General features: G+C 45.0%; 12 protein-coding genes. All 12 read right to left on the bottom strand.

Annotation, left to right across the window (positions count from 1 at the left end; all coding sequences use genetic code 11):
• Positions 1–26: 26 nt before the first annotated feature.
• Positions 27–4,361, bottom strand: coding sequence for a DUF5011 domain-containing protein (locus tag Q8O71_03620; protein ID MDP2705447.1), 4,335 nt, complete (start codon positions 4,359–4,361; stop codon positions 27–29).
• A gap of 119 nt (positions 4,362–4,480) precedes the next feature.
• Positions 4,481–6,226, bottom strand: coding sequence for an alanine--tRNA ligase (locus Q8O71_03615; protein ID MDP2705446.1), 1,746 nt, complete (start codon positions 6,224–6,226; stop codon positions 4,481–4,483).
• A 3-nt stretch (positions 6,227–6,229) separates the two neighbouring features.
• The gene (locus Q8O71_03610) at positions 6,230–6,436 is read right to left on the bottom strand and encodes a hypothetical protein (GenBank protein ID MDP2705445.1); all 207 of its coding nucleotides are present in this window, start codon (positions 6,434–6,436) and stop codon (positions 6,230–6,232) included.
• A gap of 132 nt (positions 6,437–6,568) precedes the next feature.
• Positions 6,569–7,192, bottom strand: a complete 624-nt coding sequence (locus tag Q8O71_03605) for a uracil-DNA glycosylase (GenBank protein ID MDP2705444.1) — start codon at positions 7,190–7,192, stop codon at positions 6,569–6,571.
• Entirely contained in the window at positions 7,189–7,458 is a 270-nt protein-coding gene (locus tag Q8O71_03600) for an MGMT family protein (GenBank protein ID MDP2705443.1), read from the bottom strand. Before Q8O71_03600 ends, Q8O71_03605 begins: the two co-directional genes overlap by 4 nt.
• Positions 7,430–8,248, bottom strand: a complete 819-nt coding sequence (locus Q8O71_03595; protein ID MDP2705442.1) for a PD-(D/E)XK nuclease family protein — start codon at positions 8,246–8,248, stop codon at positions 7,430–7,432. The genes Q8O71_03600 and Q8O71_03595 overlap by 29 nt, the downstream gene beginning before the upstream one ends.
• A gap of 5 nt (positions 8,249–8,253) precedes the next feature.
• Entirely contained in the window at positions 8,254–9,084 is an 831-nt protein-coding gene (locus Q8O71_03590; protein ID MDP2705441.1) for a restriction endonuclease, read from the bottom strand.
• 60 nt (positions 9,085–9,144) lie between these two features.
• A complete protein-coding gene (gene mnmA, locus Q8O71_03585; protein ID MDP2705440.1) occupies positions 9,145–10,245 on the bottom strand; it encodes a tRNA 2-thiouridine(34) synthase MnmA in 1,101 nt (366 codons plus the stop codon).
• Positions 10,246–10,291: 46 nt separating this feature from the next.
• Positions 10,292–11,332, bottom strand: coding sequence for an endolytic transglycosylase MltG (mltG, locus tag Q8O71_03580; GenBank protein ID MDP2705439.1), 1,041 nt, complete (start codon positions 11,330–11,332; stop codon positions 10,292–10,294).
• 12 nt (positions 11,333–11,344) lie between these two features.
• Positions 11,345–12,574 carry a hypothetical protein gene (locus Q8O71_03575; protein MDP2705438.1) on the bottom strand — a complete coding sequence of 410 codons (1,230 nt, stop codon included), beginning with the start codon at positions 12,572–12,574 and terminating at the stop codon, positions 11,345–11,347.
• 89 nt (positions 12,575–12,663) lie between these two features.
• Positions 12,664–13,704 (bottom strand): sigma factor-like helix-turn-helix DNA-binding protein, encoded by a 1,041-nt coding sequence (locus Q8O71_03570; protein MDP2705437.1) that lies wholly within the window; start codon positions 13,702–13,704, stop codon positions 12,664–12,666.
• Between the two features lie 191 nt (positions 13,705–13,895).
• Positions 13,896–16,334 carry a leucine--tRNA ligase gene (gene leuS / locus Q8O71_03565; GenBank protein ID MDP2705436.1) on the bottom strand — a complete coding sequence of 813 codons (2,439 nt, stop codon included), beginning with the start codon at positions 16,332–16,334 and terminating at the stop codon, positions 13,896–13,898.
• Positions 16,335–16,384 lie beyond the last annotated feature (50 nt).

The raw sequence follows: 16,384 nt of genomic DNA, 5'->3' as shown, positions 1-16,384 counted from the left end.
CAACAATTTTTAAAAAGATTCTTTGGTTATATTACGTTTTCTGTTGACGTTGCGGTTTCCTGCGTCGTCGTGGCGTTATTGTTCGGAGATGTATCGTCAGTTTTCTGCACTTCCATAATGTTTACAATTCTCTCTACGGTCGTGGTATTTCCAGCGTCATCGGTCGCGGTATATGTAACCGTGTGTGTGCCGGCAACCGATGTGTCGATTGAAATGCTTGTAGTGGTTGCTCCATTAAGGTAGGTATACGTCGTTGGATTTTCGTCCTGGTCGTCAGTAATCAACGCCCCGAGGTCGGCGTAACTTGTGTTTATCGCTATTTCCGCAGGATTATTGCCTTGGATGAGAATGATAGGAGGAGTGGTATCGGAGGCTTCTTGCTCTTGGTTTCCACCATTTCCTGAAATGTCACCGGAGACATTTCCACCCTCGTCGCCAATGTTACCTCCGCCAACAAAAGCAGTGCTGCCGTTAGCAAGCGTAAGCAGGGAACGAACGTCCTCTTTCGTGAGACACTGGTCATCCACACAAATTTCTTCTTTTGCGCGGAATGAACGGGCAAACACATCCCCAATGCCATTCGCCGCGTCCGCAAACCATGTTGTGAATCGCTTGAAGAGATTATTAAAGAAGCTCGTTGCAAATGATTGTGATTCCGGTGTAGATGTGGCAGTCGTAGAGGCAATATTATCCAGGTTGAGATTAAGCTCCTGAATCGCTTTGGCCAATACGGAAAGTATGGCATTTTTTTGAAGTCCTCTGGGACGACCTAAACTATCGTAAAATGCCAATTGTGGACTGCTGGAAGCCATTTCCTCCGCGATAAAACCCCACATAATTGTTTCTTCCAGATCCTCATTGTATATAAATGAAACAGGTCGCCACCCGGAAACCAAGGACAAAGCCGAGACTTCAAGTGTTTCTATATTGTGTTTAAATCGGGCAGAGGAAGTGTCGCAATCGCCACTGGAAGCGTTAACACCCGCCTGCAAAGTAGACGCGCCTGAAGCATCGATACACACCCAACGGGAATTATCATCAGATGCGGCAAACGTTGCAATTTCAAGAAGGCCTTCAATGTGTGCGTTACCACTTTCGATATACAAACCCCAGTTATTGGTTACTGCATCAGAGGCCCATCCATACAGAGCGATGTTATTAGTCCCGGCTCCTGCGACCGTAGCATTGATGGCAATATTGTCTGAGTTAGTGGATTCAGTGCGTGCACTGATGACACCAAATGTTGAGTCTGTGTTGTCAAAGGCATAGAGTTTCTCGGTATTTGGAGCCGTTGCTCCAATGCCTACCTGACCATTCTTGACAATAAATTGTGTCGTCGTTGCCACTCCCGTTGAAGAAGAAGCAATAACGAAAGAAGGAGTGGCGATGGCGAGGTTGTGAGTACCGACGGAGAGTTTAGCCCACGGAGTTGAAGATGCGATGCCGACTGATGCGTTGAAGTTTGAGTTAGAGTTTGTAAAGAATCCTGCTGCGACAATCGAAGAAGTTGTGGCCGATTGCCCCACTATCGGATGTGTCCAAGCGTCATAAGAAGACAATCCTCCGCCCGTGCCACAGGCTGAACCTGAATTTGAAATAAGGCCTGTGATACTGAATTGTGCGCAGCCTGCAGAACCGCCCGCACTGCTGACAATTAAATTAGTTGTGGAAGCAGTGGTGAATGAGGCGGTTGTGGTGGTGGCGTTTGTCGTTGTTGAATTTGTTGAAAGAAGATTTGGGAAAGTGTTGTCCGAGGTTGTGGTGGCAGTAAAGTATGCAGCGACAGTTTGCCCGATGACAGATAACTTCGCGTACGGACTTGTTGTACTGATGCCGACGTTGCCCCCAGCGGTAACAACAAAGTGGGTAGTGGTGGCGAAAGAGGCCGTAGAGGAAGCAATAGCAAAAAGGGTATTTTCATAATTTGAAGTTGAGGTTGCGTGTATTGAAAGCACTGCATAAGGTGAAGTTGTACCAATACCTATATTTCCACTTCCGTTAAATACGGTTTTTCCATCACTCCCCGATATTTCCATCAACACAACATTGTTGTGGTTCACTACCTGTAAACCTTGTGTCTGTGGAGTAGAGTTGCCGTATATTTTTAGCTGAAGGTTATTACTTGTGAGAAACCCACCGGTGTCTTCCACAATGTTTCTTCCGATACCCCAATTTGCATCATTGGCCGCAGAATTAAAGTAAATTCCTTTAGCATCTAAAAATTGTACATCTCCATCTCCTTCCACCATAAAGACAGTAGTAGAGGCCAGTTTAAGTTCAAGAAGGTTCCCGGAAAATCCAGAGACGGCATCCGCTCCTATCAAGGTGGTAGTGGTGTCTTTCCCCGCAACAGAGAATTTGGCGTAGGGAGATGTGGAACCAAGACCAAAATTATGAGTCTCTCTCATTATGGACACTGCGTTCTGTCCGAAGCCATTAGAACCACTGCTGTCCGTATTTATCTCAAAACGATTTGATTGTGCAAGGTATTTGATTTGAAAACCATAGTCCTCGGTTCCTGTAGATTCAGTAAGCTCAATCGCTGGAGAGTTGGCATTATCGTTAAGACTGGAACTTCTTATGTGGGCTATCGGATTTGTTCCATACACTGTGAAAAGGGCAGTTGTAGTTGCCGTCCCGATGCCCACATTCCCTGATGAATAGTCAACAACGAATGTTGAACCATCTACCGTAAGTCCCCCCGCAAACGTACTCGTCGCCGTAGAAGAAGTCGCATGAAAGTACGGAGCGGCGATTTGTCTCCAGGCTTCAATGCTTCCTGCAAAGGTGGAGGTACCGGTGCCGGAGACAAGAATGTTTTGTGTTGTCGTTGGCGCGAGAACGGATTGGTTAAAGATGTTCGTGGTCAAATTCCAATCTCTGTAGTCAGCACCGATAAAGCCAAGTGAGGAGGTGGCATTTAAGGTATATCCGCTTGACGCATTACCTAAGAGAATTTGTCCGTATGAAGGGAGTGTCGAGAGTCCCGTTCCTCCGTATGCGGCAGAAAGTGTTGTGGTTGCAGAAACGGTACCACTCAGCGCTTGAAGAGGGCCTGTGAGAGAACTAATGTAGGCAGTACCCGAGATAGTAAGTGCCGTCGTTGAAGCGTATGGGAATTGTGATGCGATAGTGGTCGATGTTGCCTGGAAGTACGGAGCAGCAATTTGTCTCCAGACTTCAAGGCCTCCGGAGAAAGTGGATGTACCGGTGCCATCAATGACCAGGTTGTGAACGGCTGTTGAGGTTGCCTTGAGAGAAGCTTGGGAGAAAATGTTAGTGGTGATTTCAAAGGCTTGACCGAAGGAAGAACCGCCTCCGCTTCCTGTTCCGCAAGCGGTACCGGTAATCCATACCACTCCGCTACTTGTTGCCTCAAGACATCCCGATGTTGTTGTACTTAATGTGAGACTGCCACTTACAGTGACAGCGCCACTAGAAAATGTATCGCTTGAAAGTGTTCCGAAACCCCCTGAACCGCTTGTAATATCAACATCACTCCATGTTCCACCGATAATTGAGGAAGAAGTGATAGTAACACCGGAAAGGTTGTCTATTTTGTTCAGAAGTTGAACAGGTTGCGGAACCGAGGGATAGAAATATTGAACGGCAGTATTTTGGGCTGAAGAAATTTTACTCAACAACGTCGCCGCGAGGGCGGAAAGACGGGATTCCAATTCGCTTTTGGAAACAGAGTCGGGAGCAGGGACTTCCTTGATGATAGTTGTAACAGTTTGAGGAGGTTGTGTTTTGGGTGGAGCCTGAACATATACAACTGTCGGGGATTGCTCCGCTGTTTCCTGAAAAGAATCGCTTTTTTGTGCGGCGGACTCGTCAGCCTTTTCTTCCGCGACCGGCGCGGGAGAAACAGGTTCTTGTACTATGGGTGCCTTATTCTGGATATATGATTCTTCACTTGAGAAGAAACTGGAAAAAATTTCATTGACTCCTTTATATAAACCAATAGAAAGATTATTGAACATTTCCCCTATTGCTTCGAAAACATTCGCACGAAGAAAAAAGTTTCCCTTGGAATCGGGTTGCGCACGCATGAAAGCACCGACATACAATTCCCCAAAGGTATTCCGGAGATGGACCCGACTTTTTTCAAAAAGCACAAAAATTCTTCGGCGGGATTCCTGGAGTTGTTTTACCCCTTGTTGCGCTCCGCTTCTCGCCACTTCGGAAACAAAAGAAAGCGTGCTTTTGCCGCTTTGTCCGATATTTTCTACGAATTGGGATAGAGGATTTTCTGCCGCATAAGCATCTTTGTGCTCTACCAAAAAAGCGATGCCTGGGAGAAGCATGGCAAAAACGAATACTCCCGAGATGACAAATTGTATTGTGGACTTTTCGTTCATTGGTTAAAGACCGGAACTTGAAAAGAGCCGTACACAAAAAACCTCAGTCGATTACATATCGGCCTCTTCCCTTTACCTTTTATTTTATCAACTACCCTGAGGAAAGATAGTGGATAGATTTACTCAAGTACGGCTTTAATCCTGCGTACCCCGGCGGAAACCGCCTCTTCTTTGAGAATTTTAAATTTTCCTAAGATACCGGTGTTCTCAACATGAGGTCCGCCGCAAAATTCTTTAGAGATGGGATTGCCTTGTTTATCTTCAATAAGATAAACGGAAACAATATCGGGATATTTTGCGCCAAACTCCATTTCTGCGCCGATTTTCTCCGCCTCTGCAAGGGGCATTTCTTTCCGTATCACGGAAAGATTTTGGGAAATATAATTATTTACGATTTCCTCAACTTTCTTTTTTTCCTCATCCGTCATTTTCCTTTCGAAAGAAAAATCCATACGCAGACGTTCCTCGGTGATATTACTTCCCTTCTGTTTTACACTTTTGCCCAGCACTTCCTGAAGCGCAGCCAGGAGCAAGTGATGTGCGGTGTGGTGCTTGATTGTTTTCTCGTTGTGATTAGCAAGACCACCCTTAAACATTCCCGCAGACGATGTGCGAGAGAGTTCTTGGTGCCTTTTATAAGAAAATTCATAGTCCTGCTCAAAATTCTCATCTTTACTATAAATTAAGTGGCTTATTGAATCTAAAAACATTTCCTTCGGTATCCCGTAAGTGGAGAAATAATTAAAAGCTTCTTGACCTGTAACAATCCCACCAGCGTTGATATTCTTATTTATTTCTTTCAATCCCCTCTCCAGATTAGATTTAAAATTTTCCAACTCTTTTTCATAGACCTCAATGACAATCTGAAGATTAATTTTGTAGTTTGTTTTTTTATATATTTTTTCAATTTTCTGAAAAGCTTCTTTGTGAAATGGGGCTAAAAGTGTCTCACCCATAGTCCTACGCATTAGTCTTCTCAAAATATAGCCCTTGTCTTTATTACTTGGTAAAACACCATCAGAAATTAAAAAGGTGCTTGTTTTTAAATGATCAGTGAAAATACGATTTATTCTTTCTTCACGACTATCATTTTTAGGATCTCCTTTTAATATAGAAACAGCGGGAATCTGTTCTCTCTTTTGCTTTATTAAAGAAATAATTGGTTCAAACAAATCAGTCTCGTACACATCATTTTTTTTCTGTACTTGTACCGCAAGACGTTCAAGCCCCATGCCTGTATCAATTCCCTTTACCGCAAGCGGTTCATATTTCCCTTCTCGGGTTTTGTAGTATTCGTTGAATACAATGTTCCAAATTTCTACGCCATTAACATAAATTTCAGTTGTCGGACCGCAAGGACCCTCGTCCCCCGTCGGACCCCAGAAATTATCCTGACGATTGTGCTCTTTTATTACAAGATTAGGGTCGATTCCAGCCCAAATAGCACGGGATTCCTCGTCGGCAGGTATGCCACTCACTTCGTCCTTGAACACGGAAACGTAATCTATCGAAAGCCCGAGTTCTTTGGTGATAAATTCATGAGCATATTCAATCGCTTCTTTTTTCCAATATCCGCCGAAAGAAAAATTACCGAGCATTTCAAAAAAGGTAAGGTGTGTTTCGTCTCCCACTTCATCAATATCCCCGGTGCGCACGCATTTCTGGACAGTCACAATATTTTTATTCCCAAAATCTTTGATGGCATTTTCGGGAGCGGTATAGTAGGGCTTGAATTGCTGCATTCCGGCGGTTGTAAAAAGAACCGAAGGGTCGTTTTGCGGCACAAGCGAAGAAGAAGGAACAATGGCATGTCCTTTCTTTTCAAAAAATTTTAGGAAACGAGAACGTATTTCTTCCGATTGCATGGTTTAAACGTATCCTCTCGCTCTGGCATACAGTTCAACAGCGTACGCGGCAAAAATAGCGGTAAGGCCGACGACAATATAGAGGCGCTCCCGACTCATTACGGCCAGTCGTTCGGCATTGGTTTTTTCTTCTTTCATCACATGACTGTGAAGAGAGAACAAAACTATTGCTATGAGAATTTCCCCCACGAGACGGAGGGTGGAAGCCATAATAAGAATGTTGTAGGGAAACATCGGAAACATAAAAGGTGTGTTTTTTTGCCGTCGCTGGCTCAGAAATGAGAATGTACGAACATTCTCATTTCACTCACTGCGCTAGGCAATAGAGTTACTATACGAGTTTTATTGTGATGCGTCCAGGTGGTATTTTTTAAGTATCTCAAAGTCTTTAAAGAGCGTTTCCTTCATGTGTATGTTGTAAATGGCAACAGCAGGATGATAGAGGGGAATAATGGTTATGTCTCCGTATGAGACGGCCGCCTTAAAAGTTTTTCCATGAATGCGGCTTATCGGTTCAAGCTCGAACTCAAGACCGAATTTATTGAAAAGATATGCCATTGAGAAACGGCCAAGGGTCGCTATGACTTTCGGCTGAATGATGTCTATCTGCCGGTCAAGAAACGGCGCGTATATCTCAATTTCCTGCGGAGTTGGATCGCGATTTTCCGTGGGTCTGTCTTTGACGATATTTGTGATATACACGTCCGTGCGGGGAATATTGATTGACGCAAGCATCTCATCCAACAGTTTTCCCGCCGCCCCGCAAAACGGCCTTCCTGTTGCGGCCTCATTTCTTCCCGGCGCTTCCCCGACAAACATAATGCACGCATCATGACTTCCTTCGCCGATAACGGGGAAAACTTTATTTTTTACCCGCTCCGAATAAAGAGGCGAGGCGGAAAGTTTGACTACCTCGTCACGAATCTGTTTTAAAAGCGGTGTTTTTTCTTTATTTTCCTCTGTCATATAAGCGCGCCCTCCTCGCGAAGTTTTTTGATTTTCTCTTTGTTGCCCCTGTTATATCCTCCTATCGTGCCGTCGGAACGGATAACCCGATGGCATGGAATATCCGGGTCGTAATTGCCGTTGAGCACATTCCCCACCGCTCTGAAACTTTTCGGATGGCCCGCCCTTTGCGCCACTTGTTTGTAAGAAAGCGTTTTGCCCGCAGGAATGTTCTTTACAACCGCAAAAACCCTATGTCTAAAAGAGGCGGCCCGATTTTGTGTCATCGTCTTTTTTTTCATCGATTTTTTGCCCGTACAAGCCCCGAATGGCTTTTCCGGCGGATTCGCGATATGAACAGTGTTCACACAGTTCTCCCGCTTCCGGCAACATTTTTTGCAGAAGGCACGATTTGACATCCGTTACGGTTTTTTCAATCCACGAATCGTCTCCGGTATGAGAAATGATTTCCACTTCAAATTCAAGTTTTTTATCAAACACCGCTCTGTCTTTAATGCCGTTTGCGTAAACAAAATATCCCGTATTGGAAACCCGGTAGTCATTGCCGCGCAAAAGCCATTGATAAAATTCAATCTGCCGTTTGTATTGCGGGCCCCACCCGCCGGAAAGATCAATTTTACCCGCTTTACTTGTCGCTTTATAATCAACGACAATCAATTCCCCTTTCGGATTAACCCACACATCGTCAACGGCTCCAAAAAAAGTCAGGTTGGTTTCCTTGTGGAAACGGGTTACTCCTTTGAAATTATTTCGCCATTCTTCGATTTTTTGGTCGTTGAAAGGGACAGCATCGATTCCATACTCTTTCATAAGCGGGTGCGCGGTCCCTTCCGTCCTATGGACATCAAATTCCTTTTTCAACAGATGGTCAACCGCGACATTTAACGTAAACGGGGGCATGGACGGACGCCCGATACCTAGAATTTCATTCAGATAAAAACAACGCGGACATTCAAAAAACAAATCCACTTTTGAGCGGCTAAGCCGGTGAGCGGCATTGCTTTCGGGGTTGAAAGTAATTTTTTTTCTTTTGGCGTTGTAGGGCAGTGGAGACATATGTTTTAAATACCGCAGAGAGAACGCGCCTCGTCAATAACTTTCTTAAGTTTGGCATCATTTACGCCAAGAGACGGAAGGCGCGGGTGGTCAACAACATCGCGGCACAGCACGACACCTTCGGAGAGGAGGGTTTGCTTTTGCGACGTGGTCAATGTTGAAAGACACGTCAAAGGATGGAGGCCGCTTTCTTCAATGAGTTGTTGGAGATTTCCTTTGGAAGGATAATTCCACCCTATCATTGTCAGTCCTTTGCACATTCCGTACTCGATAGCCGCCTGGGTAAATTTTGTGTTGGTGATAAGCCAGCCCTCTTCTTTTTTCGTGTCGGTCGGCCCTCCTTGTTTTATAAAAATATCTTCAAACCGGGCGGCAACGTACAGTGCGACTTTCACATCCGACTTGATGCCGATTTCATTATGAAATTTAACCTCAACCATGATTCTTTTTTCCGGAGAAGAAATCACAAGGTCGACCTCATGGTCAACGCAATTCCCCGAAACAATCATGTCGCGCTCAACGGTAAAACCTTTCCGCTTGAAAACCTCTGAAAGAAAATTTTCGAACGGAAAGCCGCTCGGCCCAAGGTCCATAAGCGCCCGTTTAAGAGAATATCGCATCGCCGCCACCCTTTCTTTCTTATGCAACAAAGAAAACGCGAGACGGTAAATATCGGAAGTCTTCATCCCATCCTGAAGCAAGCTTTCGATGGACTTCAAAACATCGGAAGCCATCTCGTCGGAAGCACCGGAGTTTTTTAAGGAGCGTATAAGTTTTTCGGGCGCAAAAAGTTCTTTGTCCCCGTGCGCCTTGATAACATAAATGTTTCCGTTCATATGACCATCATTATACCGCGAAAGCGAAAGTCTAAAAACACATGAAACAGTCCAACGGCTTTAGGCAATCCTATCGACAACCCCGCCACCAAGGCATACGTCGTCCTTCGTATAAAAAACCAGCGATTGCCCGAGGGCCACGCTATCCTGAGAGGTTTTAAAAACCGCGACGGTTTTCCTCCCCTCTTTTGTCAAAAATCCCGATATCGGTTTTTGGTGATAACGGAAACGGATATTATAATCCCGATTCAGCGAAGGAAATGCGCCGGAAACCCAGTGCGTATCGGAAAGTGTAACTTTTTTTGTTTTGACTGTTTCATAAATCGCTTCTTTCTTGTCGGAAACAATGAGCCTGTTTTTGGCCACGTCTTTATCAATTACATATAAAGGGGTATCGGAGGTGCCTTTTTTCGTTATGGTAAAACCATGGCGCTGTCCAATGGTATACAGATGCACGCCATCATGGATACCGATAATTTCTTCCTTAAGGTTGACGACATGCCCCCGCTTTACGGGAAGATAGGCGGCCAAGAATTCCCGAAAATCAATTTTCCCCAAGAAGCACAATCCCTGGCTGTCTTTTTTTTCGAATGTGGGAAGATTGAACTTCTGTGCAAGCGCACGTACTTCCTTTTTTTCATACCCACCGACAGGAAACAGGCTTTGGGAAAGTTCTTCTTGGCCCAGTGTCCATAAAAAATACGATTGGTCTTTTTCCTTATCTTTTGATTCCTTGAGAAGGAAAACTTTCTGTGACCCCTTGCCTACTTCCTCGCGAATGGCGTAGTGGCCGGTGGCAATCATATCCGCGCCCATCGTTTTCGCTTTTTTTAGGAATGAGCCGAATTTAATATAGCGGTTGCACATAACATCGGGGTTCGGTGTCCTTCCCCGTTTGTATTCCGAGAGCATATAATCCACCACCTCGCGCTTGTATTCTTCTTCAAAATCAAAGGTGAGAAAAGGAATATTGAGAGCGGCGCAGACACGCATCGTATCCCTGCGTTCTTCTTTCCAATCGCACGGCAGGAAATCCGGATGCCATACTTTGATGAACACGCCCGTGATGTCATAGCCGGCTTTCTTAAGCAATGCGGCGGAAACGGAGCTGTCCACCCCGCCCGACATGCCTACAAAAACTTTTTTATTTCGCTTCTCCATGTAGCCGTTAGTTTACACAAGACCGGCGGGAGCGCAAAGGAAAATATTACCTATCAAGATAGAGTCGCCGATTTTGTTTATGTTCCTCGAACGTGCGGGCATAATGCATTACGCCGTCGTGACCGGAAAGAAAATACAGATAACTGCTTTTAATGGGAGTAACCGCCGCTTCAATCGCCCCAAGACCGGGATTTGCAATGGGCGTCGGAGGCAACCCGGCGTATCTATACGTATTGTACGGCGAATCGATTTCCAAATCGTCAAGCGTCAAATCAGGCGTTACCTTGCCGTTAACGTATTTAAAGGAAACATCGACTTGAAGAGGCATACCGATATCGATGCGACGCCACAAGATATCGGAAATCATACGCCGGGTATTTTTTTGTCGCGCTTCGGTTTCTATGATTGAGGCCATGATAATCACGTCCTCAAACGGACGCCCGAACTCTTCTATCCGGGGCATAATCCCTTGAATTTTTTCATCAAAGTTTTTTTTCATGGCCGCTACGACAAACTCAGCTTCGACGTTTTGAAGAAAAAAATATGTGTCAGGGAAAAGGTAGCCTTCGGGCGCGATGGCGATAAATTTTTCCGGGTCGAATTTCTTAAACTTTTTGGCCACCAAATCCGCAATTTCGAATACATTGAGGCCCTCGGGGATTGTCATGCGAGTCGAAGTGAGGCCGTGGTCGTCGCTTGTGATGCGACGGGCGACGGTAATGACGGAAGAAGGATCTTTGAAAAAATAATCGCCGGCATAAATACGCTTGTCCCCCCCGAATACGGTCACAAATACTTTAAGCCAGAACGGAGAACGGATAATGTTTTGTTCGGCAAAAAACATAGACACCTGATTGAGCGTTTTCCCGTCTTCAATCGTTGTAATCGCTTGCGCGGGAAATTCCCGAGGAGCGCTGAAAAATGACGCGTAGAAAAGAGCGTAAGTAAGCACAACCGCCACGGCACCTTTGATAAGCGCGGTGTCATTTCGCTTTATCCACAAAAAGAACAGATTAAAAACATTTCGTACCGCTGGCAGAAATGTCGAAATAAAAAATTTTGAAATGTCGGGGAAAGAAAAGCGCATGAGCGAGGAAATTTATATAGGAAGATTTGAAGGCGCTTCGGCTTTCTTTGAAGTAATACGAGTGACCGTCGGAGTGCCGACAACTTTGCCCGGGAAGTGGAACATCGTTGCGAGTTCTTCCGTCGTCAGAATGTAAGGCTGGGCGCGGAAATGCGTGTGGGGAGGATAGAAGAAAGAACGGTGCTTATAGGAATCAAGCATTTTTCTCTCGATAACACGGCGGCGCATATTCTGAAAGTCTTGCCATGGATACTCAAAGGCGCTGAATTTTCCGAGCTTGAATCCGTTGCGGGTATTTGAGCTGAATTGCCTGACACTGCTTATCAAACCACTGATATTACTGCCGTCAAAGGAAGGTTTTTCGGCAAGATAAAAACCCCGCACAATCGAATCAAACGCAAACTTTCCCATGTTACGACGCATCGCAGTAATAAGATTCCTCTGCTCCTCATCAAGAAGCATGAGGGAAGGCATTTGCTTTTCTTCGTCCACCACTGCTTCCGTCATAATTTTTTTTATTTCTTTTTCAATGTCTTTTTGCCAGTCGGGTCTTGCAAGCCGTAAATCTTTCAATCCTTCTTTTCTGTGGGCCCGGATAAGAATCTGAATCCACGCCTGCTCTCCCTTCCTGAGCCCTCCGAGATATTCAATAAGCGACGTGATGGGGTCGATTTTAAATTCTTCCTTTGGGTCTTTATCGAGGCCGTATTCGATATAGGTTTTTAGCGGATAGGCATCAGCCTTGGTAAGTTTGAAATAGGTGGCCCAAAAAGGATAGTTTTCGGGGTCGAAAGGAAATCTTTTCGCATAATCCTCAACCTCGTAAATTTCCACATTCGGATATTGGGCATAAATATGATTTTCAATGAATTTTTTGAACTTTCGGTGCCCCCAAATGTAAAAATGGACTTCCCCGCCGAGAGAAACAAGTTCAAGAGAAAACCACGGACGCACTTTTCCTATAAGATATGCGTCAATATATGTGGGATTTGCCGCCTGATACAACTGGGTGAGCACCAGCTCCATTGCCGCCGGTGAGCGGAAAATTTCGGTCGGAAGCTTGATTTCAAGCAACACGGTGCCCTGTTCACGTATCCAACGCGCGCGTATGTAGTTTATCCACGTATGAAAAAGCGCGGTTCCCGAAAGAATCGGAAGCCACACGAATACGGTTCGACGCAAAATATCGAGCGCTTGTGAGATGCTGTCTCCGAATGACGACGTGAATTGTTCAAATAGCACGTTTTAAGTATACATTATGAAAAAGACAAGGAAAAACCCCCAAAAGGGGGTAAGCTGCACCGTCTAAAAACCTATGGGTGTAGATTTAATTATTTGGCGAGAGCGTAGCGGCCTTGGGTGTCTTTTTTGAAAAACTTCGGATTCTGAAGATTAACGACAATGGTGTTTTCTTTAACATATCGTTCCTTCAAGACCTTGTCGATAATTTCCTGCTTGGTAAGAGGGCCGTTTTTCTCAAGCACTTTGCGAATAACATCTTTAACGACACCACTCATATATCCCCATTCGGAAAGGGCGTACAAGCCGCGGCCGACAAGAACAAAACGGGAATCTTTGATAAGTTCGTTGTGGGTCGTCGCAACGTGGGCCTTTTTATTGAAAATTTTGGTAATTGCTTCGGCTACTTCTCGAAAATGAATTGGTGAACCGTGTTTACGGATAACCAGGAATGCATAGTCGCGCATACCGCGGGCATTGATATTTGAGGAACTTGATTTGCCCCATTCGCCAAGAGGATTGCGTCCGATTTTCTTTGAAAGCGAAAGCCAGCGCTTCATGATTTCATCACTTTTATATTTTTCGGCGAGCTCATGGAGTTGTTCCAGAAAAGATTCGATAAAGTCTGGATCCGATATGAGGTCATCGTCGGAAAGATTTTCGTACAATTTCTTCAAAGACCCGTGCACCTGTTCGGCAAGTTCATTGTCGACGTGCCAACGGGTTTTAAAGTGGTCATCTTCTTTGTAACGGGTAAAATGTTCACCGACAACTAAAAGGAAGTGGATATGGTTTTGGGTACTCTTGTCCTTGGCAAGCGTCGTTAAAAATTCTTCTTCCGGAACAAGTCCGCCCATTAAATGCATGGATTCCTTGAGCTCTTCAAAAACCGGAAGGGTTTCTTTGTATTCCTTGGATTTTCGAATGTGGTCGAGAGAGTAGTTTTCTATTTGTCGCACGCGCTCGCGGGTAATGTTGTATTTTTTCCCGATAGCTTCGAGAGTAAGACGGGCGCTTTCATTTCCGAGACCATAACGACTTACAATGACGTCTTTTGCCCTGGGAACGAGAACAGCAAGGAGTTTTTTGACAACTTGTTTGGGCTTAAACGCTACTGTAATTTTTTCGGACATGTTCAATAGGTTTATTTATTCACTACGTTGTATCACTACACTAAAAGAAAGTCAAGGAAATGTCAAATGCCCGCTCCAACCCACTTTTTCCAAACACGATAAAATCCTGTTGGATTTTTCTCTGCTCATACTTTCCGGACTCCGCAAGGTTTGGAAAAAGTGGATTCTCGCTCAAACGCGAAGAAAACAGGTCAAACAACAAAACTGATGAGTTTTCCTTTTATGAAAATGGTCTTTTTAATCTCCTTGCCTTCCGTCCATTTTTTTACGGACTCTAAAGAAAGTGCCTGTGTTTTAATTTCATCTTCTGTTGCGGTGTTTGAGACAGTGCATTCCCCCCTGATTTTTCCGTTTACCTGCACGGCAATTGTGGCCGTTTCGGATACGAGTTTTGCAACGTCAAATGTCGGCCACGGCTGAAGATGGATTGAGGTTTGGTAGCCCAAGGCCTGCCATAATTCCTCGGTGATATGTGGAGCAACCGGAGACAGAAGGGTAATAAATGTTTCAAAAATCGCTTGCGGAATTTTTTCTTCTTTTTCAAGAGAATTCAACAATATCATCATGTCCGATATGACGGTATTAAAACGAAAATTTTCTATATCCTCGGTCACCTGCTTTACGGTACGGTTGAAAAGAGTTTCGTCCGAAACGGTTCCTTCTTTTGAAACTTTTTGCGCGAGATTCCAGACACGCTCAACGAAACGCCGTGAGCCCACGAGATTGTCCGTACTCCATGAGATTGACGCTTCAAACGGACCCATAAACATTTCATATACACGCATGGTGTCCGCGCCGAATTGCGCAACTATATCGTCGGGATTAACGACATTTCCGAACCGCTTACTCATTTTTCGTCCGTCCGTACCCATGATAAGGCCTTGGTTGCGAAGGGCTATGAAGGGCTCTTTGGTGCTTACTGCGCCTATTTTATAGAGAAACTTATGCCAAAAACGGGCATAGATAAGGTGACGCGTGGCATGTTCTGTACCTCCCACATACATGTCCACAGGAGCCCAGTGTTTTTCCTTTTTGGGGTCAACGAGCGCCTTGTCATTTTTCGGGTCCATGTAGCGCAGGTAGTACCAGCACGAGCCGGCCCACTGCGGCATTGTATTTGTTTCGCGCTTGGCTTCCCCGCCGCATTTCGGACATTTCACATTCACCCACTCTGAAATGTTTGCGAGAGGTGATTCCCCCGTTCCGGTCGGTTCGTAGTACTTCACATCAGGCAATTCCACCGGCAAATCTTTTTCAGGCACGGGAACTACACCACATTTTTTGCAATGGATGAGAGGAATAGGTTCACCCCAATATCGCTGACGGGAGAATACCCAATCTTTGAGTTTGTACTGAATTTTTTCTTTTCCTTTTGCAAACTTTATAATTTCCTTTTTCGCTTCCTCACTTTCCATGCCAGTAAACTCACCTGAATTCCAAAGTTTGCCATTTTTAGCGTAGTGGTCATTCCATTCTTCAGCATATTTTTCCATGGTCCAACCTATTTGGACGCTACCCCCTGAAAGAACAACAGGACGAATTTCTATAGAGAATTTCTTGGCGAACTCAAAATCACGCTCATCGTGGGCGGGTACTGCCATAATTACCCCGCTTCCATAATCCGAGAGAACGTAATTCGCAATCCATACGGGAATTTTTTCTCTGTTCGCGGGATTTTTTGCGTATATGCCCGTAAACATTCCCTCCTTCTCCGGAACTTCATTAAGCGCGCGAACCGCTTCCTTGGCAAGAGTTTTTTCGATGAATTTTTTTATTTCTTCGCTCGCTTTCCAGCCGATATCAAGCCAGAGTTTCGCTCGCGCTGCGGAAATCGCTACAAAGGTCGCACCGAACAGCGTGTCGGGGCGTGTAGTGAATACTTTTACCTTATGTTTGCCATCGGGCTGGCCGGGAATATCCACAAGTTCGAAGTCAAATTCCGCTCCCTCACTTTTCCCTATCCAGTTTCGCTGGGATTCTTTTATGGATTCGGGCCATGCCAAATCTTTCAGGTCGGCAAGCAAATCTTCCGCATAATCGGTGATTTTCAAGACCCACTGGCGAATCGGACGTTTTTCGACAATCGAACCGCAGCGTTCGCACTTTCCTCCTTCCAGGTCTTCGTTAGCAAGACCTGTTTTACATGACGGACACCAGTTAATCGGCTCGTGCGACTCGAAAGCAAGACCGTCTTTAAACATCTGCAGAAAAATCCATTGCGTCCATTTATAGTATTTCGGGTCGGTAGTATCGATTTCCCGCTCCCAGTCATAATTGAATCCGAGAATTTCCAGCTGTTCTTTGTAGCGTTTGATATTTTGCTCTACGGCAACGCGCGGATGAATTTTGTTTTTAATGGCATATTCTTCCGCGGGCAAACCGAATGCGTCCCACCCCATTGGATGCAGGACATTGAAGCCGTTCATATGCTTGAAACGTGAGTAGATATCGGTTGCAATGTAGCCCTTTGGGTGCCCGACATGAAGTCCCACACCTGAAGGGTATGGGAACATGTCCAAAATATAGGCTTTTGGCTTGTCACCTAATTCCGTTGTTTTATAGATTTTTTCTTTTGCCCATTTCTCCCGCCATTTTTTTTCTATGGACAAATGGTTATATTCCTGCGCCATATTGCTCTAGTATACAGAAAAAAGCGGCGATTTTCCCGCCGCTTTCTCTT

It is taken from the genome of bacterium (genome assembly GCA_030690305.1).
In the GTDB taxonomy this organism is placed as follows: domain Bacteria; phylum Patescibacteriota; class Minisyncoccia; order Phycocordibacterales; family JAGLPS01; genus JBBUCK01.
This window is presented reverse-complemented; position numbering and strand designations above follow the sequence as displayed.